The 22,624-nt window shown below is 42.1% G+C and carries 17 protein-coding genes; 8 read left to right on the top strand and 9 right to left on the bottom strand.

Annotated elements, in window-relative coordinates; genetic code table 11:
* Positions 1-138 precede the first annotated feature (138 nt).
* Positions 139-780, top strand: coding sequence for a response regulator transcription factor (locus G337_RS0108575; protein WP_028863525.1), 642 nt, complete (start codon positions 139-141; stop codon positions 778-780).
* Here the strand turns inward: G337_RS0108575 and G337_RS0108570 are convergent.
* The 3 genes from G337_RS0108570 to acs form a co-directional block, all read right to left on the bottom strand.
* A complete protein-coding gene (locus G337_RS0108570) occupies positions 777-2,435 on the bottom strand; it encodes a hybrid sensor histidine kinase/response regulator (protein ID WP_028863524.1) in 1,659 nt (552 codons plus the stop codon). The genes G337_RS0108575 and G337_RS0108570 overlap by 4 nt on opposite strands.
* Before the next feature lie 229 nt (positions 2,436-2,664).
* Positions 2,665-3,111, bottom strand: a complete 447-nt coding sequence (aroQ, locus tag G337_RS0108565) for a type II 3-dehydroquinate dehydratase (protein ID WP_028863523.1) — start codon at positions 3,109-3,111, stop codon at positions 2,665-2,667.
* 345 nt (positions 3,112-3,456) lie between these two features.
* Positions 3,457-5,406 carry an acetate--CoA ligase gene (gene acs / locus G337_RS0108560; protein ID WP_028863522.1) on the bottom strand — a complete coding sequence of 650 codons (1,950 nt, stop codon included), beginning with the start codon at positions 5,404-5,406 and terminating at the stop codon, positions 3,457-3,459.
* A gap of 331 nt (positions 5,407-5,737) precedes the next feature.
* Here acs and G337_RS0108555 point away from each other — a divergent pair, with 331 nt between their 5' ends.
* From G337_RS0108555 to G337_RS25875, 4 genes are all read left to right on the top strand, one after another.
* Positions 5,738-7,087 carry a pilus assembly PilX N-terminal domain-containing protein gene (locus G337_RS0108555; RefSeq protein WP_028863521.1) on the top strand — a complete coding sequence of 450 codons (1,350 nt, stop codon included), beginning with the start codon at positions 5,738-5,740 and terminating at the stop codon, positions 7,085-7,087.
* Positions 7,087-7,770, top strand: a complete 684-nt coding sequence (locus G337_RS0108550) for a type IV pilus modification PilV family protein (RefSeq protein ID WP_028863520.1) — start codon at positions 7,087-7,089, stop codon at positions 7,768-7,770. The genes G337_RS0108555 and G337_RS0108550 overlap by 1 nt, the downstream gene beginning before the upstream one ends.
* A 111-nt stretch (positions 7,771-7,881) precedes the next feature.
* Entirely contained in the window at positions 7,882-8,394 is a 513-nt protein-coding gene (locus G337_RS0108545) for a hypothetical protein (protein ID WP_028863519.1), read from the top strand.
* On the top strand, positions 8,382-9,092 hold the full coding sequence (locus G337_RS25875) for an NRDE family protein (protein WP_051303084.1): 711 nt from the start codon (positions 8,382-8,384) through the stop codon (positions 9,090-9,092). Before G337_RS0108545 ends, G337_RS25875 begins: the two co-directional genes overlap by 13 nt.
* Positions 9,093-9,153: 61 nt before the next feature.
* On the opposite strand, the gene G337_RS0108535 is transcribed toward G337_RS25875, so the two are convergent.
* Complete coding sequence (locus G337_RS0108535; RefSeq protein WP_028863518.1) at positions 9,154-9,363, bottom strand: SlyX family protein; 210 nt, start codon at positions 9,361-9,363, stop codon at positions 9,154-9,156.
* 13 nt (positions 9,364-9,376) lie between these two features.
* On the bottom strand, positions 9,377-10,363 hold the full coding sequence (locus G337_RS0108530) for a WD40 repeat domain-containing protein (protein WP_028863517.1): 987 nt from the start codon (positions 10,361-10,363) through the stop codon (positions 9,377-9,379).
* A gap of 145 nt (positions 10,364-10,508) precedes the next feature.
* Between G337_RS0108530 and fkpA the strand changes: the two genes are divergently transcribed.
* Positions 10,509-11,285, top strand: a complete 777-nt coding sequence (gene fkpA, locus G337_RS0108525) for an FKBP-type peptidyl-prolyl cis-trans isomerase (RefSeq protein WP_028863516.1) — start codon at positions 10,509-10,511, stop codon at positions 11,283-11,285.
* Positions 11,286-11,507: 222 nt separating this feature from the next.
* Here the strand turns inward: fkpA and G337_RS27645 are convergent, their stop codons facing one another.
* Positions 11,508-12,104, bottom strand: coding sequence for a histidine phosphatase family protein (locus tag G337_RS27645; RefSeq protein WP_051303082.1), 597 nt, complete (start codon positions 12,102-12,104; stop codon positions 11,508-11,510).
* 85 nt (positions 12,105-12,189) lie between these two features.
* Here G337_RS27645 and G337_RS0108515 point away from each other — a divergent pair, with 85 nt between their 5' ends.
* The gene (locus G337_RS0108515; protein ID WP_028863515.1) at positions 12,190-13,395 is read left to right on the top strand and encodes a BaiN/RdsA family NAD(P)/FAD-dependent oxidoreductase; all 1,206 of its coding nucleotides are present in this window, start codon (positions 12,190-12,192) and stop codon (positions 13,393-13,395) included.
* Positions 13,396-13,526: 131 nt separating this feature from the next.
* Here the strand turns inward: G337_RS0108515 and G337_RS0108510 are convergent, their stop codons facing one another.
* The 3 genes from G337_RS0108510 to G337_RS25860 all read right to left on the bottom strand — a co-directional run bounded on the left by G337_RS0108510 (position 13,527) and on the right by G337_RS25860 (position 20,734).
* Positions 13,527-14,168, bottom strand: coding sequence for a hypothetical protein (locus G337_RS0108510; protein WP_028863514.1), 642 nt, complete (start codon positions 14,166-14,168; stop codon positions 13,527-13,529).
* Between the two features lie 214 nt (positions 14,169-14,382).
* A complete protein-coding gene (locus G337_RS25865; protein WP_051303080.1) occupies positions 14,383-16,983 on the bottom strand; it encodes a M9 family metallopeptidase in 2,601 nt (866 codons plus the stop codon).
* 307 nt (positions 16,984-17,290) lie between these two features.
* A complete protein-coding gene (locus G337_RS25860; RefSeq protein WP_084605317.1) occupies positions 17,291-20,734 on the bottom strand; it encodes a C25 family cysteine peptidase in 3,444 nt (1,147 codons plus the stop codon).
* Between the two features lie 720 nt (positions 20,735-21,454).
* Here G337_RS25860 and G337_RS0108490 point away from each other — a divergent pair.
* Positions 21,455-22,153, top strand: coding sequence for a VC0807 family protein (locus G337_RS0108490; RefSeq protein ID WP_028863512.1), 699 nt, complete (start codon positions 21,455-21,457; stop codon positions 22,151-22,153).
* The last annotated feature ends 471 nt before the right edge of the window (positions 22,154-22,624 follow it).

Raw genomic sequence — 22,624 nt, 5'->3', positions numbered from 1 at the left:
GAAAGCATTAGTTAGGTTTGTTTAAGTCTATGATAATAAGTTAAAACTTTAATGGAGGTTAACATTTGTTGGTAAATTTGATTGCAAATTGAACAGCATAAAGCAACACTATAGCCGGGTCAGTAAAAGGAATGATTAATGGATAAAATTGTGATTATCGATGATCACCAGCTGTTTCTTCATGGTTTAAAATTAACATTAGAAAGTGACAATAATGAAGTCTGGGTTTTTGATGATCCTGTTTCTGCGGTTAGTGAGATCGAACAGATCCACCCTGATATTATTATTATGGATCTGTATATGCCGAAGATGGACGGCATTGCTATGCTGGAGCAGTTAGCACTGCGCAATATTTTATCGCCTGTTGTTGTGCTTTCCGCATGTGAAGATTATAAAGATGTGCTCACTGCTTTTGAGAAAGGCGCAATGGGATTTATTCCTAAATCCTATGCACCGCAGGACATGCTGGACGGTCTGCAGCGCGTGCTGCGCGGAGATATTTTTATCCCGCCGGAAATTGCGGTGCAGTTAAATTCACTGGTTCTGCAGGATAAAAAGAATAAGGAACAGTATCATTTATCGCCGCGGCAGGCGCAGATTCTTGAGTTAATTCATAACGGCAGGAGTAACAGGGAGATCGCTGATAAATTATGTATTTCTCAGGATACGGTAAAATTTCATCAGCGGGGCTTGTATCAGATATTAGATGTATCGGGTGCATCGAGCCGCGCTAAAGCGGTAGAGAAAGCACTGCAGCTCGGTTTGTTAAAAGCACATTAACTTAATAAACGGCGTAATAAAATTCGTAATGCCGCGGGTTTTATCGGTTTGTGTAAAACTTTATAGTCAGCTGTTTTTCCCCCGTTTAATTTCTCTGGATCGACCTCTCCGGTTAATAAGACTGCAGGTATGTTTGAGTGCTGCTGTGCGCTGTGAATTAAATCAATACCGTTCTGTCCGCCCGGCAGTCTGAAATCTGAGATAATTAATGCAAAACTGTTTTTAGTTAAAGCTGTTAAGGCCTGTCCGCTTGTTTCGGCACTGTATACCTGATATCCCCACCCCTCCAGAAGCATTGCCAGCGCTCCTAATATACTTGGATCATCATCAATGAGTAAAATATGCTCATTATTTTCCCGGTTTATACTGTTATTGTGCAGCTTTGCTGATGCCTGCTGACCTTTCTTTATGCGCAAGGAAAAGCATGATCCCTGGTTAGAGGTTTTAACGGTAATTTGTGTTTTTAACAGGTGTGCTTTACGCTGCGCAATCGCCAGGCCGAGGCCTAAACCTTTTCTTTTATCATGAAGCGGGTTGTGTGTATGAAAGGTTTCATTAAACAGATAGGTGACAGATGAATCTTCTATTCTTTTGCCCTGATTCCAGACCTGTAAGTTAATGCCTCCTTGCGAATGACGTGCACTGAGTAGTATTGATGAACCTGTCGACTGATCGCCGTGAATTAATGCATTACTGAGCAGGCTGTCTAAGATATCGGTAGTCAGCTTAGTGTCGGTAAGCATAGTTAAGTCAATAAAGCGTACCCTTAAAATTAAACCTTTCTGCTCTGCCTGATACTGGTATTTTTTAATCAGCGGCTGAAAAGTGCTTCTTACTGCTGCAGTGCTGAGCTCCGGGATCACTTTACCTGCGTCGAGGCGGTTAAGGTCGCTTAATGTCGACAGGCGGCGTTCCAGTTCATCTGATGATTTTTTCAGATTCTGCATCAGCTCCTGTTGTTGTGTCTGCTGCAGTTGTTTCTCTAACAGGCCGCTGTACAAAGATAAACTGCTTAACGGCTGGCGAATATCATGAATTATTTTGTTCAGGTAATCACTGCCGCTGTTATTAAGCTGCGGGCTGTCCGGGGGATTATCCTGTTTTTTCCGGCGCAGTTTAGAGGTGCTTCTGATATGCCCGTAAATAGTTAAAAAAGCCAAAGTCATTAAAAAAAAGGTATTTAAAATAAACACTAAGGCGCTTGTATCACCAACTACGGCGGTAAATGTATAACTTATAAATGCAGTCAGATTATTAATTAATAACAGCTGAAAATTATAGGCCAGCAGGTAGGCATAGAACAGCGGCAGCAGCAGGGTAAAATAGAGGAAGCTATTCTGCGTTGTCTGTGTTTCAAAGTGACTGTTAATGGTAATAAACAGGGTGGTAAAAAGGGTCAGCAGCGGCAGCAGTATAATAACTTGTCTGTCTTTTTTTCGGGTAGTGCAGCTGAGCAGATATGCGTTTAATAAAAGCGCAGAAAACGGGATCAGAAAAGGTAAATTAAAAGAGGCTGGCGAGTCGAAAAAGGTATAGCTATGCACTGTACCGGCGCTATAAAAAAACAGAAATGCAGTTAAAATTGCAATGTTATAAATTCGCAGGCTCTGCCATCTCGACAATAATAATTCTTGTACTGCTTGCTTATTATCCATATCTGATTTCGGCTGTGAGTTTAGATAAAAAAAAGCCTAACAAAGTTAGGCTTGCCTGTAACAGGTCTCGAATTATTACCTAATTAATAACAATAAAAGTCCATTTAAACGGCTAAAAAGTGGGTTTACTACTGTGCCTTAATCCCTAAGGCCACTATAGAGTGCCTTAACGATAGCTGTTAGTTAACTACCCGTCAGGGTAGTTTTTGCAAATTATCTGTGGAAAGACCTACTTACCTTTGTTTATGTGATCTGATGCATGCTGAAGTGCGTAAGAGTAGCCTTTCGCACCCAGGCCGCAGATAACTCCCACTGCAGCATCTGATAAGTAGGAGTGATGACGGAAGCTTTCACGTGCATGCACATTAGAAAGGTGAACTTCAATAAAAGGAATATTTACGCCTAACAGTGCATCACGAATGGCAACGCTGGTGTGGGTAAAAGCAGCCGGATTAATAATGATAAAATCGATATCCTGAAATGACTGATGAATTTTTTCGATGATTTCATATTCACGATTTGACTGCAGATGGCTGAGCTCAATATTTGCCTGGGATGCCTGCTCGCTGAGATCTTCAATAATATCTGCAAGTGTCTGCCTGCCGTAAACTTCTGGTTCTCGCTGGCCTAATAAGTTGAGGTTAGGTCCATTTAAAACTAATACTTTCTGTGCCATAAAAAAAGACTCCCGGAAACCTTGATTAATATTGATTTTGAGAGTCTATCTCTTCAGGCATCTGCTGGCTAGTTTTCTATACCCATGTTACCTCAAGGTGCTTTGTCAGGCATTCGCTCGGATACCAGAGCAAGGCACAACATGAGGTAATTGTTATTCACTTTTCGATTGTTGCAACGCAGGGCTGGTTTGCGAGCTAATGCCCCGTAGGGCAAGGCAACTTACGCCAATCTGCGTTGTTATAAAATCTCTATGTAGAATAACTATACTTCAATTTTATGCCTAGCATCTCGGCACAATTGGCCTTGCTGACTTTGCATCTTGAAGTATCATGGGTATATATGCTTATCTTATTTCCAGATTCTCTTTGATTAACTGCTCCACCACACTTGGATCCGCAAGTGTTGATGTATCACCTAAAGAGTCACTTTCTCCGGTTGCAATTTTGCGTAAAATACGGCGCATAATTTTACCCGAGCGGGTTTTAGGCAGACCTTCTGCCCAGTGTAATATATCCGGCGTTGCAATCGCGCCGATCTCTTTACGTACCCACTGTTTCACCTCGGCATATAACTCCGGTGAAGAGTATTCGCCGGAATTCAGCGTGACATAAGCGTAGATCCCCTGACCTTTGATTTCATGAGGTACGCCGACAACCGCAGCTTCGGCAATTTTGGGGTGCGCTACCAAGGCGCTTTCGATTTCTGCTGTGCCCATACGGTGTCCGGATACATTTAATACATCATCAACACGGCCGGTGATCCAGTAATATCCATCCTGATCACGACGCGCACCGTCACCGGTAAAGTACATGCCTTTAAAAGTTGAGAAATATGTCTGCTCAAAGCGTTCATGATTACCATACAGGGTACGCATCTGACCCGGCCAGCTGTCAAGCATTACTAAATTACCGTCAACCGCACCCTGCAGAATAGTACCGTCATTATCAACTAAGGCAGGCTGAACACCGAAGAAAGGGCGTGTAGCAGATCCCGGTTTTAAGTCTGTCGCTCCCGGCAGCGGCGTGATTAAAATCCCGCCAGTTTCAGTCTGCCACCAGGTATCAACGATAGGGCAGTTTTTATTACCTATTTTATCGTAATACCATTCCCAGGCTTCGGGATTAATCGGCTCACCCACCGAGCCTAAAATTCGCAGTGATGAGCGGCTGGTACCCTGAACAGCTTCGTCGCCCTTAGCCATTAATGCCCGGATTGCAGTCGGTGCGGTGTAAAGCAGAGTAACATTATGTTTATCAACAACTTCACTCATGCGCGCAGGAGTCGGGTAGTTAGGTACACCTTCAAAAAGCAGGGTGGTTGCGCCGTTAGCCAGCGGTCCGTAAACCAGATAACTATGGCCGGTGATCCAGCCCACATCGGCTGTGCACCAGTAAATATCTTGATCCTGGTAATCAAATACATACTTGAAGGTCATGGCTGCATAAACAAGATAACCACCGGTGGTGTGCAGTACACCCTTAGGCGTGCCCGTTGAACCGGATGTGTAAAGAATGAATAACGGATCTTCTGCATTCATGACTTCCGGCGGACATTCATCTGATTCTTTTTCCAGCAGTGTCTGCCAGTCAAAATCTCGGCCTTCAACCCAGTTCACCTCACCACCAGTATTTTTAAAGACAATAACGCTTTTAACGCAGTCCGTTCCTTCTTTCTCTAAGGCTTCGTCTACGTTTGCTTTAAGAGGTACAAAGCGGCCGCCGCGGCGTCCCTGATCTGCTGTAATTACTGTTTTTGCGCTGCTGTCGATAATGCGTCCGGCAATCGCTTCCGGTGAGAAACCGCCGAAAACAATAGAGTGAACGGCACCAATACGCGTACATGCAAGCATTGCTACCGCGGCTTCCGGTGTCATGGGCATGTATAAACAGACCACGTCTCCTTTTTTAACACTCTGTGATTTCAGTACGTTGGCAAACTGACAGACACGTCGATGCAGCTGCTTATAGGTGATGCTCTGCTGCTGATCGGGGGAGTCACCTTCCCAGAGAATGGCGGTTTTATCACCTTTTTCCGCTAAATGGCGGTCCAGACAGTTGGCCGAGACATTAAGCAGACCGTCTTCAAACCATTTGATATTGATATGACCCGGATCGTAGGAGCTGTTTTTGACTTTAGAGTAAGGCTTAATCCAGTCGAGTATTTTACCTTTTTCTCCCCAGAAAGCCTCGGGATCGTTAACGGACTGCTGATACTGGCTTAGATATTCTTCATTAGTAAGCAGGCTTTTTTGCGCAAGATCAGCTGATACAGGATAAATGTGCTTTTCACTCATTCTTAGCTCCACGTAGTAAAGTAAACAACCACCTGATTCAGCAAGTGCTTGTAATTGTCTAATAAATAAACACCCAGTGTAAAACATCATAAATAAATAAATTGTGAGATGCACAAGGTTGTTAAATAAATGTTAATGCATTTTGCGGGTAAAATTGTTTTTGGGATCAATGTCAATAAAAACATAGGCCTATAACTTAAGCCTAAAAGTAGTACTTTTATCTTGTGTTTTTAATTTTACTTTTGGGTGATGTTTTCTAGACTTGTGGCGCAAGGATGCAAACTACAGCGCAGGTTTTGAGTATGCTGGTGCGCTGTTTAAGGATCTAGTTATGTCTTTAAGTAAACGGAAATTGCAGGGATTCGCAGTATTGACCTCTGTTGTGCTGTTAACTATTGCCGGCATTGTATTTACAGCCAGCATGGTCTCTACGCAGTTAATTGATAATCAGGTAATCGGCAACTATTACCGTAATAATGAAGCTTTTGTTAATGCCGAATCGGGTATTAATTTAATACTCAGTAAATTAGACAGCCCGTCTATAGCCGAAGAGATGCTCACAAATCTGCCCTACAGCTATTTACCTTCCACAGCTCATTACTCTGTTCAGGTTACTCAGGTGAATGCAAATACACTCGAAATCATCTCATCCGGCTTATCTATGGATGACACTGCTGAACGTAAAATTCACCTGCAGGTCAATTTCTCCCTTGATTACCCCATTCCTAGCGCGCCGCTTTCCAGTGACGGCAAGCTCAATTTAGATGCATCGGCAACAGTGAATGACGGTTGTGAAGGGCTGAGTTTAGATGAATGTTTATCTCCAGGTAATATTGCCGATGTTATGCTGCTGAGCAACCCCGGTGCAGAAAGTGAATATAGTGAATTATGTTCCGGTGACGAGAATAATGTCGGCAGTAACTTGTTTGCTGACAATGTTTTTTACGGAGAGAGTGAAAAGCGGGTGATAGATAACGGCGGTGACTGGGGGAAGGGCGCGGTGCCTGCCGGTGTAGATATCTTCGGGACATTAACCACGAGTAACGATGCTCCCGAGAGCTTATTTGAAGCGGCATTCGCCATTGAAAAAAACGACACTAATATGCAGATTATTAAAAGTTACGCTGCAGATATAGATATGACTGTTGAAGGTGCGGTCAGCTGCTCAGAGCAGTTAAAAGATATCAGTGATGAAGATAAAGTTATTTATATACAGGGAGACTGCAATATTGAACAAAACGATACCCAGCAGAGTGTCACCTCCGAAAACAAACGCTTTACCGTCGGCTCCAGCGCACACCCCAAAATAGTTTTTATGCAAGGGGGAACCTTTATTACACAGCCTAACAGCGGCGTATCTATTATCGGCATGCTGTATTTTTTACCTGGTAAACATGCAGCAGTAGATGAAAACGGCGATTCCCTAGTAGATGAATATGGAAATGAACGCTTGGTAGAGGATATCAGTGTCGATATGGGGGCTGTCCGCGTAAACGGGGCATTATTAAGCGATTATAAATGTTCGGCTGACGGTTATGATAAAAGTGATCATAAGGGCACTAAACAGCATTTCTCTGTCCGTTATGACCGGACTGTGCTCAACTTACTTTATTCTCAGTTAGGTATGCCGGTGGTCGGCAGCAGTTATCAGCAGGTAGAAGGGAGCTGGAGGGATTTCTAATGAAACAGTATGGATTCTCTCTGGTTGAAATACTGGTATCGTTATTAGTGGTCAGTTTTGCCGCTGTCAGTGTAGCCGGACTGCAGAAAATGGTTATTGAGCAGAACCGCAATAATGTTGCGCATAGTCTGGTTATTCAACTTGCGGCTGAAAAAATTGAGCTGGTACTGCTGCTTGACTCATCAGCCGCTGTTGATGCTTTACATGATACTGACGAGAATGTGTCTTACGGCGGTTATTCATTTGATTTACACTGGCTTATTACTCCTTTGGATGATTCTTTTAAAGCAGGATCTGATATCCGCGATGTGGAATTACAAATATCCTGGAGTGATGCTAAGGGTGAGCTGCAGACTTTTACTTATTCTGAGCAGGTTAATTTAGTTTTACTACTTAACAGCGGCGGAGGCCAGTCTGCATTAACTGCCGCTATTATTATTTCTTTACTTGAAACGAACGATATTATCTATTTTGAGCCTAAAATGGGTTATAAAAAGGGCGCATTTGTTATTTATGATAGTGAACTGTTTAAAGCTGCCAGGCCGCATTCGGCAGGTGGAGGACATCCGCGTGATGTGCTTGAACCCGATGATCCTGATACCTCCGGCTGGTTAAGTTATGGAAGAGTTGATAATCCTGAACTGGTGAATAATCCAGATTTACAAACTTTATTTATTGAGTGATCGGACGTGAACCTCTGCTGCTTATTAGAGATAAACGGCCCTAAATTAGAACAGTTTTTATTATCATATGTTATTGTAATCATATTGTTAAAAAAAAGGACTGTATGCTTCATGATTAACAGCCAGGTAACTATTTTACAGCAGGCAGAAGCTTATCTGCAGTCTGTAACTTCTTGTCAATATACGAAAATTGTACAGCCGTTGTTTATCAGCTCTGCCGGGGCGCATATGCGTCACATTTTAGATCATTATAATGCACTTATTTCTGGAATGAATGAGCAGTTTATTGATTATGATAAACGCAGCCGCGGCGGAGATATTGAAATTGACCCCGGTGCGGCACTCGCTGAAATAGCAAAAATAAAAAAGTTTCTATTATCTCTCTCCAGTTCACAGCTTAATATGCCGATGTCACTTTCAACAGAAGTATCGGTCACTGAAAAGCAAGTTGAAATTGTCACCACCACGCTTGCCAGAGAGTTAGTGTTTGCGGGAAGTCATGCCATTCATCATTTTGCGATGATTGATCAGATTGCCAAAGCGCAGCAGTCATCGACACCGGAGCAGTTCGGCATTGCGCCTGCCACAGCAACTTTTTTACGTTCAGAAAAATGTGCACATTAACTTATCTGCTGAGCGACGAAGGTTACGAGCTGTTTTTCAATCGTGATGAACAGCGCACTCGTCAATGTGCGCTTCCTCCTGCTGCAGATACTCAGCTCAACGCAGTTTATCCCGTTGATCCTGTCGGGCAGGGGACCTGGCTGGCAGTGCATAACAGCGGCTTGTCTATAGCCTTATTGAATTTTTATCAGGCGCAGCAGATGCAGAGTTCACAGGGGCCGTTTTTAAGCCGCGGAGAGATTATTTTAGCATTATTAAAAGATGCAGAGAATGTTATTGAGGTTTTAAAAAAAATGGATTTAAGCTTATATCCGGCGTTTCTGCTGTGTATCTTTGCCAAAGATCTGTGCCGCACAAATAATAGAATAAGAACTTTTCAATGGACTGGCGAGAAACTTATTGAGGTGGAAAATACACTGCCTATTACTTCTTCAAGTGTTGAATATCCGACGGTTTATAAAGCGCGAAAAATGCGTTATTTACAAATAGTAGATGCACAAAATCCAACGACACAGCAGTTTTTAACTTATCATCGTTCGCAGGAAACACAAGGCAAGCTGTCGGTAAGAATGTCGCGCAGCGATGCACAAACGGTCAGCCTGAGTCATATCCGTGTTGCACAGAATATCAGCTTTGATTATTTTGATTTTATTGGTAACAGTAATAGTCAGGTCAGATGTAAGCGCGTAAATTTATAACCGCTGACCATACTGTGAATAGACAGGAAAGGTCCGCGGCTATAAAATTTTATCCGTCTTTTTAATAGTGCGGCGGCGGCATCTCTTCTTTTTCGGATGCCAGCTGGTTAGGCTGTGCCTCTTTTAATTTTACGGCAAGTAATGCTACCTGTTCGGTTAACAGCTGTAATTTACGCTGCTGCTCGAATATCTCAGCGTTTAAAGTTTCAATATTGTCTTCTTGAAATGCGGCTTTCATTTCAAGTTGTTCGATACGTGTTTCTTGATCCATTATTTTCTCTGTCTTATTTATTAACTGGCCAGATCTCTAAAAACCCGGCAGAGCTTTCACTCGCTATTTTATCACCATCCCATAATGTCGCAGAGTATACTACAGCTGTTTTCGGTCGTGTTTCTTTTCTTGGTGTTACTGTCCATCTTTGCTGGCTAATACCTGTTTCCACATCCCATAACTGCACTATCTTTGTACCGTTGCCGGTTAACAGCTGTTTACCGTTATTAATAAAACGTACTGAGGAAAATATTGACTGGCGTGCAGTGTAAATCAGCGTGCTCTGCAGTAAACCGGTTTTTAGATCCCATATTTGTGATGCTTTCTGATTATCAGCAACAAAAGCGTAACGGCCGTTATCTTCAAGTTTCACCATAGAAACCCGCTCGTTGAAATTAAATTTTTTAATAATTTGAGCAGTCTGGCTGTTCCATAAAAAAGCTTTGTGGTCATTGCCGCCGGACAAGACATAAAGACCGTTTGCCGATAAATCAACGCTGTTTACCTTTTCAGTATGAATCGGCATCTCCAGACGGCGGCCTGTTTTTAAATCAATATGAACTATTTTTCCGTTTACTTGTCCATAGACAACGTATCGTCCGTTTGCGGATATGCGGATGTCCCGAATCGGTGAATCAGTTACCTGATAAAACCCCAGTGACAGACCGCTTTGCATATCCCAGACTGCAAATTCGTCACGACTTGCAGAAAGTGCATGAGTGTTGTCTGCTGAAAGCCGAACAATATAAATATCATTTCGCTGCGCATTATGATGCTGCCATTGAAAGAGTAATTTATTGTTTCGGTTATCCCACAGGCTTAAGCCGTGGTGAATTGAGGATATGATGGAGTAATCACCATTTTGAGATATCTCGGCCGCAAATGCTCCCTCTACAGCGTGCTCATACTGCTGCAGAGGTTTATCAGAGCGCTCGCAGGCAGTTACAAAAACGAGACATAGTAATAAAAAAAGTGATTTAAAATGGATGTTTAATGACATTATATAATTAACTTTAGGTAAAAATTAGCTTTAAGGTTAGTATAATGTTACGAATTTTGATACATGCTTTTGAGCGTCTAGTGCGACAAAAACAGTATCGCTACATGTTTCACTTAATAAATCAGAATAAAATATTGGAGTAACAATGAAAAACGTATTTAAAGTTTCTTTATTAGCAGCTGCTGTTGCATTTACTGTGGGTTGTAATGAAAAGGCAGAGCAGGAAGCTCCAGCAACTGAAACCGAAACTGTAGTAGAAGCTGCAGCATTTGCAAACAGCCAGGAAAAAGCGGCATACGCAATTGGTTCATCTTTTTCTCGTTATGTTGAAACAACGCTTGAAAAACAGGCTGAGTTTGGTTTGGAATTAGATAAAGAAATTATTCTTCAAGGTATTACAGATACGCTGCGCGGTAACTCTAAGTTAACTGATGAAGAGATGATCGAAACGCTGAAAGCTTACGATACAGAAGTACAAGCTGCAGCTGAAAAAGTAATGGCTGAAAAAACGGCAAAAGCGGCTGAAGAAGCAAAAACATTCTTAGCTGAAAATGCAAAAGTTGAAGGCGTAACAGTAACTGAATCTGGCCTTCAGTACTCAGTAATCACTAAAGCGGAAGGTCCTAAACCAAAAGCTGAAGATACTGTAACAGTACATTATGTTGGAACACTAGTAGACGGCACTGAGTTTGACAGTTCTGTAGCACGCGGCGAACCAGCTAAATTCCCGCTTAACCGTGTAATTCCAGGCTGGACTGAAGGTGTACAGCTTATGAGTGTCGGCGAAAAATACAAGTTCGTTATTCCTGCTGAACTTGGTTACGGCGAACAGGGCGCGGGTTCTATCCCTCCTGGCGCAACGCTGGTTTTCGAAGTTGAGTTATTAGAGATTGCATCTGCTGACGAAGTAGCTGCTAAGTAATATTCTCTCTTTATTATAAAAAAGATCGCCTGGTGCGGTCTTTTTTTTGCCTGTAATTTAATAAAACTACCTTTGTAATACCAAATTGATTAAGTAAGTGGTCAATTTAGGCGCAGGAGAAATTAATCATATCAAGGCATGAGCTGCAGTAAATGGTTGTTCCCTTTATAAAGCTTATAACGCAGAGATGGTTAATTTTAACCAGAATAAAAGATCAGATATTTACTTAGAATGGTATAAGCTCTGCAGCATCCAGTTCTGCCCGTCAAAAGTAAGATGTGTTACGCTGCCGTTATGAATATCCATAGTGCGCGGCTCATCCACTGGAATATATAAGATCTCTTTTAAAAACATCACAATCGCCAGCCCGTGACTCATAACTGCTACTTTCTGACCCGTATGAGCAGATGCAATCCCGTGCAGACATCGACTCAGGCGTGTCTGCAAAGCCTGTAAACTTTCACCCCGGCCGATACGGTATCCTAATTGTGCTGAAAATAGTGCTGCTAACTGCTCTTTATCGTGGCTGGTTAAGCTGTGCTTAGGTTTGCCGTCAAGGTGATCGTAACTTAACTCCCGCAGTTCTGCTTTATGACTAACCTTTAACTGCTTGGCCTGTGCAAGCGGCGTAATAGAGGTTACTGCACGTCCGAGATCGCTGCTGTAAATCGCATCTAAGTTTATATCCTGGAAATAATTGAGCTGCTGCAGTGCATCTTCTCTGCCTTTTGCTGTTAACGGACTGTCAAGGTGGCCCTGCAGCCTGCCTTGTTTATTCCAGGTTGTTTCACCATGGCGAATTAAGTAAATGTCAGTCATATGTTTTGTATTAATTGTCTTTAATATTCCCGGATTTTAGCATTAATTAGTGTATCCTTACGCGCATAATTTTAAGGGGTTGAATATGTTAGATGTAATAATCATTGGTGCGGGCGCATCCGGTTTAATGTGTGCCATAGAAGCGGCTAAACGTGGCCGTAAAGTATTAGTACTGGATCATGCTAAGCGCGCGGGACAAAAGATTATTATGAGCGGCGGCGGGCGTTGTAATTTCACTAATTTATACGTTGAGCCGAATAACTACCTCTGTGATAACCCGCATTTTGTTAAATCAGCGCTAAGCCGTTACACGCAATGGGATTTTATCGCGCTGGTGGATAAACATAAGATCAGCTGGCATGAACGCGATCACGGCCAGCTGTTTTGTGATGACAGTGCTAAACAGATTGTGCAGATGTTATTAGATGAAGCGCGTGATGCGGGTGTTAAAATTCAGCTGCAGACTGAAATCATTAGTCATCATCAAATGTCAGATCACCATTTTTATATCCAGACTAAACAAGATAGTTTTGAGTGTCATTCTTTAGTGGTGGCTACCGGCGGTTTATCGCTGCCAAAAATGGGCGCTACCCCGTTTGCGTATAAAGTTGCAGAAAAATACCAGTTACCTGTTAAAGCAACCCGCGCAGGTTTAGTGCCTTTTACCCTGCATCAGGCGCAGAAAGAGTTATTTACGCCGTTATCCGGTATCAGCTTTCCGGCAACAGCACTTTGTGAAATTAAAGATCAGCGTAACAAAGTAAAACAGATCAGCTTTACCGAAGCACTGTTATTTACCCATCGAGGTTTAAGCGGCCCGGTTATTCTGCAGATATCAAATTACTGGCAGGCGGGAGAAAAAATAACTTTAGATCTTCTGCCTAACTTAGATTTATATGCCGAGCTGATTAATACTCAACAGAGCCGCCCGGATCTGGCATTAAAAACCTTATTATCACAGCAGCTTCCTAAGCGTGTGGTTGAGTGTTTATTAGCAGCCGCTGAAATTGAAAGCCTGCCGCTGAAACAATACAATGAAAAGCAGCTTAAACAGATCTCAGAACTGTTCCACAACTGGGCGCCGCAGATTAACGGCACTGAGGGCTACCGCACAGCCGAAGTGACCTTAGGCGGCATTGATACTGATGTTATCTCTTCAAAAACCTTAGAGTGCAAAAACGTAAAAGGTTTGTATTTTATCGGTGAAGCTTTAGATGTCACCGGCTGGTTAGGCGGGTTTAACTTCCAGTGGGCCTGGTCAAGCGGCTGGGCTGCAGGGCAGGATGTTTGATTGTTTACGCACGCTTTGCGTGGGTGTATAGGCTGCTAGCAAAATAGGACTCCTATGACCGTAGTATTTAATATAGGTACCACATTATGCGATTATTGACAGCTTGCCTGTCAATAATTCTATTTACCTTTTTATAATTTAGATAATTTACACGCCAGCCCTAACTCGGCAGAACCTAAAATAATTGGTTTTATTTGTATATTATTTTGGGGGACCCATATTGCTCTAATTTCATATTGTTCTTTAAATTCAAGATCTTTTATTAATGCAGCATTACGTCCCCAATTATTTCCGTTCCAAACTTCTTGTTTATTTTGATAAGTTACTTCATAAACACCTATAAAATTAACGGGAGTAATATCACTAATAGCTAAAGTTAATTGATCAAAAAAAAGGGTGTGATTTACAATTTCAACACACGTATCAGCCTCATCCAATTCACTCATTACAGATTGAGATAGCTTGTTTGACATGCAAAGAATATAACAATCAGGCGATTCAATGTCTTTTCCGAAAAGAACACCTTTACAATGGACTTTAGCTTTTCCTCCCATAGCTCCAAATGATTTTGCAATTTGATTGTTTCTGTCATTTGGATCATTGAGGTTAATTAGAGCGTCATCAATATGATGATATACTAGTTTTTTTCCTTCTTTAGGATCTGCTATACCACGCTTGTGTTCTGAGTCCCTATAGTTCTGAAGTGTTCCAATGCGGATACATCCCATGTTTAGTAATGATTTACTATGAATTTCTTCAGAGTATTTATACATTTATGCCTCCGTTAATTTCAATCTAGAGTTACATAACAACTATAAATACATCTTATAATAAAGCTAACTTAATAATTTTATTCAATTTAAAATAGAAGGGATTACGCAGCCTAATTGCTTGGTTCTTCCTGACTTCGTTGCGACTTCGCGGGGGAAAAATATATAAAGCCCGCTATAAATAGGTGCGGGCTTTATATATCAGAGCGATGATGAATTACTTAATCATCTCTACTTTTAAGCTTGCACCACTGCTTGATGCTTCACTCTCTGCTGTTATGTACTGCCAGCCGCCGGCTGGATTGCTAATAGTAATTGACTCTGTATTTCCGGGGCCGGTGGATTTTAATAGATACTGGCTGCTCTGGGCCCAGCCGGATGGGCTGTAGAATAAATCGACATTACCGTCACCGTGGGCACTGTTGATATTAATACGAGTAATATCATTATCTACATAGAAGTAGTAATACGCCTTGCCGTTGTTGATACAGATAGTCTGATTATTATAGATCTGCCCGTCTACTGAAGGCTCATTCGTTTTACAGGTATCAGGAATGATTTCGCCTCTTTTGTCTTTACTCATGTTTATTTTCAGGCTTGCACCACTGCTTGACGGTTCGCTTTGTGCTGTTATGTACTGCCAGCCGGCAGCAGGATTGTGAATGGTAATTGACTCTGTATTTCCAGGCTCTGTAGATTTCAACAGATACTGGGTGCTTTGGGCCCAGCTGGACGGGCTGTAGAACAAGTCAACATTACCGTCACCATGGGCACTGTTGATATCAATACGGGTAACATCAGTATCTACATAGAAGTAATAATATGCCTGATCGTTATTGATACAGACGGCGCGGTTATTGTAGATCTGTCCGTCTGCTAAAGGCCCTTGAACTTTACAGCTATCAGGAACAAGTATGGAGCCGTTGTTAGTTCCAAGTTTAGAGTCATCGCTTTGCACTGTCTGCAGCCAGTTATCCCAGCTATAGTCTAAAGAAGTACCAATTGAGGTATTAATATAATTAACCCATCCGTCCACGTCTCCCTCTCTGCCGTACTGCATTAGCTCTGTTACTGATTCAGGGGACATTTCAAATAAGAAACGTACGGCCAGATAACCCCAGCGATAGACTCTTTCTTCACCGCTGCTGTAGTTATTATTAAATATTTCACTCAGTTTATAGCGCCGCTGTTGGCCTATTTCAACTGCCTCATCATAGCGGTTCTGATGCGATATATACTCAGCAAGGCCTTCAGACCACCAGACCACTTTGTCGAAATTAGTTTTGAAGTAGTTAAATGGACCATACATATTAAAACGTGCGTCGAGATAATGGATATATTCATGGCGCAGGTTCCAAACCAGAATATCGTCGAGCCAAGTGGCCTCATGGGCGATAAAACGCGCCTGATTACCCTCAACTGACGGATCTCCTTCGAGGTACATACCGCCATTATCAGTACTGATACCGAAAAGTGTTCCAGCATAACTTTTGTAGTCATCACCAGAGTTGAAAATATTGATTTCAAGATCGCGGTTAAGGTCATCATTTACAGGCTGGTTACCAGTATTAAGAAGTTTGTGGAATAAGGATTCCTCCTCAGAAATCTGTTCGCAGGACTGTTGAAGTTCAGATTGAGTCATATCTTGAGCATTTATTTTGATGGTATCGCTGCAGGTGTAGTGAATACTCAATACCTGTTTTTTCAACTGCTCTTTCCAGCCGCAGATATTAAATTGTTCACATTGCCCTGGGTTATAGGTTTCTAATGAGCCAGCCGCTTTTATCCATAATTTTGTGTTACGTTCGAAGCGTGACATAAAATCGACTATGCCCTTGTTGATCTCTGTTTTTAACGCTTCGGATAGTCCCCAGTATTGTTGGTATTCAAGAAAGCGTGCATATTCTTTAAGAGCATCAGATGCTTGATAGTTATATTCAGAGTTGTAGATATATTCCGAATTAGCTACTTTAAGCAGGGCCGCCCGCAGAGCGCTATGATCCTCTGCTGCTTTGGTGTACGCCGCATCCCAGCCGGCACGGTAAAGTGTCGTAAGTGCTTTAGTCAGGGCGCCGCGGTGTGACCATTCGGCCAGATGTTCAGGAGAAAAGTCATTTAAATAACGAGTAATACTTCGGCTGCTTTGCATATAATTTTTACTGCTGTCCCATGCAGTAAAATACTCAGTCATGGTATCTCCCTGCGTCGGCGTAATGTCAGAAAAATGCGGGTTACGGCTGTATGTTTCGAGTAAAGCAAGCATCGCTTTATTCACTCGTTGATCTTTATAGGTTAATTGGCTGCTGTTATGTTCAACGTAAAATGCACCGCGTAGGAAGTAAAATAATTTATACATGCCGTCATTAGAAGCTGAATCATAAGTCTCGGCTATATTTTTTGCTCGTTGAGCAATATCAATCACTTTGTCTGCCTGATAGACAGTGACAGCTGTGTCATCATTACGGCGGTATAACTCACTAATACACTCCGCAGAGGTGTTTTGAATGAAGTTAAACAACGCATTCCCAGTTAAAGCAGCAAACTCAGTGTAATCGTGACAACCGGCTTCAATGGCATCCGCGTCTGTTATTTTATTTATTGACGATCGCAGGCGCTGTTCATCCGTTGGAGCTGGAATAGTAATCGGAGCGATGAGCGGGGCGGAAGCCTTCAGCTTTTTGACTGGCTGGAGACGGCTGCTGTCTGTAATACCATCTGCTGGAGCCTGCTGATGTAAATTCCCTTCTTTAGCTATTAACGTGCTGCTTGTTAGCAGCGAGCTGATTAGTAAACATAAATATCTTTTTTTAATAGTCATAACAAATCCTTTATTTGCTTATATTTATTAAATAACAGTTAGTTTTTAATTATTGTGGTGTGCTTGTTTTTGATCTATTTGTCATTTTCATAACAAGCCTGGAAAGAGCTGCCGAGCATTGTTCACGGCTTCTATCTGGCCTTTAATTGCCACTATTGCTTTTTATGATTTTCTGCATCGGGCAGGTAACAAAAAACAGGGAAGAAAAAGTTAATTTCATATCGGAATGCAAACGAATGAAGTTTAATAAAAAAGCGCAGCCGTGAGTTTCAAGGCATGCGCTTAATTAGTTTTCTCTTAGTCTTTTTTATTTAACGCTAAGCTCGGTGACAGTTGATGACTGCAGACCTTTGTTGTCTGTGACTGTTAAGCGGAATTTTAGTGTTGTATTAAAATTCGGCGTCATTGCGTAAGCATAACTTTTATCTGCGTAAGCAATTCTTGTCTGCGGGCCTTCAACCTGCTCCCATTTGTAAGATGTAATCGTACCGTCAGGATCTTTTGAAGTTTTTCCGTCAAGACGAACCCATTTATTAAATGAAGCTGTATTCTGTGCAGTTATCTTTGCAACAGGCGGCAGATTATTCGCAATATTATTACCTTTAATAATAACGGTATGTACAGCCGAACTGCTCTTACCTTTATCGTCTGTTACGGTTAATTTAAATTTCAGAGTCGTATTAACAGAAGGTGTTGCCGCATAAGCATAACTTCTATCTGCGCCGTCAATTCTTACACTAGGACCTGCAACCTGCTCCCATTTGTAGGATGTAATATTACCGTCAGTATCTTTTGAATTTCTTCCGTCAAGAGCAAGCCATTTATTAAATAAAGCTGTTTTCTCTGCTGCTATCGTGGCAACAGGTGCCTGATTTTTCGGAATTTCTTTGTCTTTAATAATAACGGTATGTACAGCAGAGCTGCTCTTACCTTTATCGTCTGTTACGGTTAATTTAAACTGCAGTGTTGTGTTGAATGAAGGTGTTGCCGCATAAGCATAGCTTCGAGCTGTGCCTTCAATTCTTACACTAGGACCTGCAACCTGCTCCCATTTGTAGGATGTAATGCTGCCGTCAGTATCTTTTGAACTGTTGCCGTCAAGAACAAGCCACTTATTAAATAAAGCCGTATTCTCTGCCCTTATCGCTGCGACAGGAGCCTGATTATTTGGAATTTGTTTATCTTTAATAATAACGGTATGTACAGCCGAACTGCTCTTACCTTTATCGTCTGTTACGGTTAATTTAAACTGCAGAGTAGTATTAACGGAAGGTGTTGCCGCATAAGCATAGCTTCTGTTTACGCCTTCAATTCTTACTTTCGGGCCTGCGGTCTGCTCCCATAAATAACTGACAATATTGTTGCTGCTGGTAGAGTTTTCCCCGCTTAAGGTTAACCATTGGCGAAATGCCGCCTGCTTGTCGGCTGTAATTTTAGCTGCAGGTCCAGCCGTTGATACACTGATGCTGTTCTCGTAAGGAGTTGCATTATGTTCGGTTACCGTCACTGTCATTGCATCTTTAACAAAAAAATCAAAGTCTGCACGACCATTGTCATCCGTTAATACAACCTGAGTTTCGCCTTGTTGAGAAACAAGCGCAACACGAGCATTTTTTAACAGAGCATTACCTTTACGTACAACAACAGTAAATTCTGCCTGGCTGCCGGGTAGTAAACTTTCCGGATGGGTAACAGTAAGCGCCTGCGGGCGATCTGTACGTAACTCCATTTCCGGATCACCAAACCAGCTGAAGAAACGTGCTTCAGAGAGTGCTGTTCCCTGTGTTCCATAGTGATTAAACATACGTTCTTTAGCGCGGTTTAACGCCATTGCTGGTTTCCATGAGACAGGGTAAATGTCGCTAGACCAGGTACCATCGTAATCGTCCCAAAAACTATCCATAATGCCGGCGTGCAGATTATCGTTATATCCGGAGTAACTGACGCGAACAGCGCCGGTAAATCCGACTGCACCACCGTTAGTGTTTCTCATCCAGGATTCTGCAAATGAGTCTTTATTGTCAAACCAGCCGGTTGCACAGTTTAAACTAAGTACTACCGGTGCTAGATTGCCGTTTACTAAGTTATTAACTTCAGCTGCTGTGAAGTGCGGGTCGGCCCAGCCTGAACCGTCGCCGTAACCATGATCGCGATGGAGAACCAGACTGACACCATCGTTGATCGCTTCTGCTATCTGTACGCGGTCACCATTACCCTGGTCTTTCCATACTTGAGGAACGTTGTTTGGCGGAGTAATTCGTGCTGTACCGTAATCCCAGCCGCCATAGGTAAGGTCTTCGCTTAAATCGGCACTCCATTGAAGTGCTGTATGGATCTGGTAGCCTTTATTAAACTGATCGCCGGGTGTGTTAAAAAAGTCATAATCTGGACCTAAAAAATCAGCAACACGATGAAGATCTTCCATAAACATACGATCGGCTTTTAGATTACCGTCATTGTCCTGAAACTGTCCTGCAACCAGAATGTGCTTGTATCGATCTGATATTACAGGTGTTTTTGCATAGTTAAGAGTACGATTCACCATCGTTGTGATCTGCTCTGCTGTGTCTCCCGGAAAACGGCCGACAACGATATCTGGATATTTGTCGTCACCATCAATCAGTGAATAATCAAAGTCCGTATGCCAGACATGATCCTTACCATGATAGCCGTGTCCCGTAACTGCCCAGCCGGGCAGATCTTCATGGTCACCAACAAACAAAACATAAGAGGTCATTACGCCCTGCTGATAGGCGTCTTTGATATACTGTTTGATCTCTTCCTGTGAAGCACCTGTTTCAGACAGTGGAGCAGTATAAACGTTATAGCCCATTTTGCGTTTCCAGGCTGCTAAAGGTTCAACTGCATCCTTGAACTGGTCTGCTGTAATAATCAGGTAATCAGCCTGCTGCGATGCAGTAAGCTTCGTATCACTTCGCCGCTGCATAATATTTTGAGCACCGTCGTCTGTCTCTTTAACATCATCTGAACGAATATCAATGGCAGAGTTTGATGCCGGATCATCAAACTTTAAAGGATCTTTACGCCGTGCATTTGAGTTTTTCTGTTCGCTGTGAATATAGTTCACGTGAAAACGAACTTTGTTTGCAAATTTTACGGTTTTTTCAATTGGATTAAATTGAATTGGCTGGTAAGAGATAACGGCATAGCTTTTGCCCCTGACGCGGATCGTTTTGCTGATCTTAATAGGCACGGTTTCAGTTTCCGGCATAAGTGCGTAAGCTTCTTTATTTTTAACAAAAGGAAGATGCTGATCCGGACGCTCACCGTCAGCGGTGACGACATCAGGAAAAGGTAGCTGCACGGGATCAATGGTCATTTCCTCAAAGCTGTCTGACCATGTAACTTCATCAATCACTACCTCAAGCTGCATACCATCAGGTATACGGATCATCTGCTGATATCCTGTCAGATTGGGTTCACCCGGCTCTAGCGGGCCGCCTGCGTCTGGTATTAATATTCTATCGTAAACGATACCGTCTTTAAGCTTCACTTTACCCAGAGTTAACCAGGATAAGTTCGCCTGCAGCTCAGCACCATTGTTCGTTGTTTTTGTTAGGCTGATCGGGCCTGTTTTTACGCCGCCTGAGCGCGCTGACATTACGTCGGTCTGTTGATCAAAACGTATAATTCTCTTATCAAAAATATTGCTGTCAGTGTGTTCTGCAGCCGCTACGGAAAGCGAAAGTAAGGCCATAGGCCAAACGGAACGCTTCAATAGTTTTTTCATTCTTATATCCTTATTTTTTATATTCATTTTTATTATGTGAATAAGTCTCATTTATAATGTTGAGATATTCAGCTTGCATATACTTCGAAGGTTGTACTTCCTTTATTTGTAAAGTATTTAATGATGATATGCCTTTTTGTTTGCATTTTAAATGAGGATCTAACTGTTTATTAAATAAAGTTTTTTGTGTTGTTTGTTTTTTTGCTTTCAAATGCTCTTGAGTATTTTTTGATGTTTAAGGGTTGCCGCACAGTGAAAGTGACCTTAGGCGGTACTGGTACCTGTCTGATCTCTGTAAAAACGTTACGATGTAAAGGGTTTATACTTTATCGGTGAAGCTTTAGATGTAACCGGCTGGTTGGGGGAGCTTCTAGTGGACATGGTCAAGCGGTTGAGCCCCGGGCAGGATGTTTGATTTTGTATTGCTGAAATTAAAATAAAGACGTTTTGAATTAAACGAAGCCAATATTTTGGCTGTTTTAGCTAACTGTTTGTATTTAAATAAAATAGATTTTATTCGTTTGGCTGCACTACAGAAAAACCTTAAGTAATTTTATGTTTATGGTGGTGGGGATTGAGTGCTCAAGTAAATCTGGCCGTTGTTTTGCAGTAAAAAGTTCCTCGGTTATCTGTTTTATTGCAAGCTGCCGGCCTATTGTATTATTGAAGAGAATTAGCTATAACCATCCTTATATTATCTGTAACAAATAAGTAAATATCATGAATAGTACATCGACACATAAACCCCGCCCGATGGTTGATCTTATTGTCAGCATCGCTATCCCGTCATTTATACTAATGAAATTAAGCGGTGAAAACGATTTAGGAGCGACTGGCGGCCTGATCGCCGCACTTGCCTTTCCACTTGGCTGGGGGATTTTTGAGTTAATAAAATATAGAAAGTTTAATTTCATCGCTTTGTTGGGTTTACTCAGTGTATTACTGACGGGCGGCATTGGCTTGTTTGAGCTGGACAACAAATGGTTAGCAATTAAAGAAGCCGCCATTCCTGCTGTGATAGGTGTGGCTGTTTTAGTTTCTACTTTTACGCCTTACCCTTTAGTAAGAGCTTTGCTGTTTAACCCCGATGTGATGGACGTAGAAAAGATAAAGCAAAGGTTAGCAGAGCATAATAGTACGGGCGCATTTGAAAAACGTCTGCTGAAGGCCACCTATCTTGTGGTGTGCTCTTTTGCTTTTTCAGCCGCAATGAATTACATACTTGCCAAGTGGCTTGTGACCAGCCCTGCGGGAACTCCTGAATTTAATGAACAGCTGGGGCAGTTGACGTTATATAGTTACCCGATGATTGCACTGCCGTCCATGTTGATGATGCTTGGTGTTTTTTATTATTTGTGGCGTACCATTCGTGACCTGACCGGTCTCAGGTTAGAAGAAGTGATGGCTGCAAAAAAATAGGCTGTTTATCTTTAGTTGTTAAAGGTAAAAGCGTTATTGTTGCGCCGGACTGCTGCCGCCTAGTCATCCTAAGGAAATATAAATTCATAGCATTACACTTGTCTTCGAGCTGTTTTCATCAGACCACTGCTTTTCCCCCGTAGAATAAGGCTTTGTGCGTATACATTGCCTTCGTTCGAATTTTACGGATAGATGATTTTTCGACGCTTTGCTTAAGGAATAATATAATCAAACCTCTGAGGAATGAGCTTTAGCGCTAAGCAGCTTGGCTCTTCTGCCGCTTTCAAGCCGTCAGTCCGGCTCTTTAATCTTGTAAACTAAATGTTTGACCTGAGTGCACATTTTCATCATTACCTGTGTGAATATTGTTATTAGGAGTAGATAAACTAAAATTGTACATGCCTCATATAAGGAGGAATTTATGACTCGCACTACTTTCTAACAGGTGCGGTCTGGTTGTAAAAAATCCAT

Source organism: Psychromonas aquimarina ATCC BAA-1526 (genome assembly GCF_000428725.1).
Classification (GTDB): Bacteria; Pseudomonadota; Gammaproteobacteria; order Enterobacterales; family Psychromonadaceae; genus Psychromonas; species Psychromonas aquimarina.
This window is presented reverse-complemented; position numbering and strand designations above follow the sequence as displayed.

What these genes read in the sequence shown, in the direction of transcription:
- G337_RS0108575 (WP_028863525.1), top strand. Translation starts at nt 139, where the DNA reads ATGGATAAAATTGTGATTATCGATGATCACCAGCTGTTTCTTCATGGT.
- G337_RS0108570 (WP_028863524.1), bottom strand. Translation starts at nt 2,435, where the DNA reads ATGGATAATAAGCAAGCAGTACAAGAATTATTATTGTCGAGATGGCAG.
- aroQ (WP_028863523.1), bottom strand. Translation starts at nt 3,111, where the DNA reads ATGGCACAGAAAGTATTAGTTTTAAATGGACCTAACCTCAACTTATTA.
- acs (WP_028863522.1), bottom strand. Translation starts at nt 5,406, where the DNA reads ATGAGTGAAAAGCACATTTATCCTGTATCAGCTGATCTTGCGCAAAAA.
- G337_RS0108555 (WP_028863521.1), top strand. Translation starts at nt 5,738, where the DNA reads ATGTCTTTAAGTAAACGGAAATTGCAGGGATTCGCAGTATTGACCTCT.
- G337_RS0108550 (WP_028863520.1), top strand. Translation starts at nt 7,087, where the DNA reads ATGAAACAGTATGGATTCTCTCTGGTTGAAATACTGGTATCGTTATTA.
- G337_RS0108545 (WP_028863519.1), top strand. Translation starts at nt 7,882, where the DNA reads ATGATTAACAGCCAGGTAACTATTTTACAGCAGGCAGAAGCTTATCTG.
- G337_RS25875 (WP_051303084.1), top strand. Translation starts at nt 8,382, where the DNA reads ATGTGCACATTAACTTATCTGCTGAGCGACGAAGGTTACGAGCTGTTT.
- G337_RS0108535 (WP_028863518.1), bottom strand. Translation starts at nt 9,363, where the DNA reads ATGGATCAAGAAACACGTATCGAACAACTTGAAATGAAAGCCGCATTT.
- G337_RS0108530 (WP_028863517.1), bottom strand. Translation starts at nt 10,363, where the DNA reads ATGTCATTAAACATCCATTTTAAATCACTTTTTTTATTACTATGTCTC.
- fkpA (WP_028863516.1), top strand. Translation starts at nt 10,509, where the DNA reads ATGAAAAACGTATTTAAAGTTTCTTTATTAGCAGCTGCTGTTGCATTT.
- G337_RS27645 (WP_051303082.1), bottom strand. Translation starts at nt 12,104, where the DNA reads ATGACTGACATTTACTTAATTCGCCATGGTGAAACAACCTGGAATAAA.
- G337_RS0108515 (WP_028863515.1), top strand. Translation starts at nt 12,190, where the DNA reads ATGTTAGATGTAATAATCATTGGTGCGGGCGCATCCGGTTTAATGTGT.
- G337_RS0108510 (WP_028863514.1), bottom strand. Translation starts at nt 14,168, where the DNA reads ATGTATAAATACTCTGAAGAAATTCATAGTAAATCATTACTAAACATG.
- G337_RS25865 (WP_051303080.1), bottom strand. Translation starts at nt 16,983, where the DNA reads ATGACTATTAAAAAAAGATATTTATGTTTACTAATCAGCTCGCTGCTA.
- G337_RS25860 (WP_084605317.1), bottom strand. Translation starts at nt 20,734, where the DNA reads ATGAAAAAACTATTGAAGCGTTCCGTTTGGCCTATGGCCTTACTTTCG.
- G337_RS0108490 (WP_028863512.1), top strand. Translation starts at nt 21,455, where the DNA reads ATGAATAGTACATCGACACATAAACCCCGCCCGATGGTTGATCTTATT.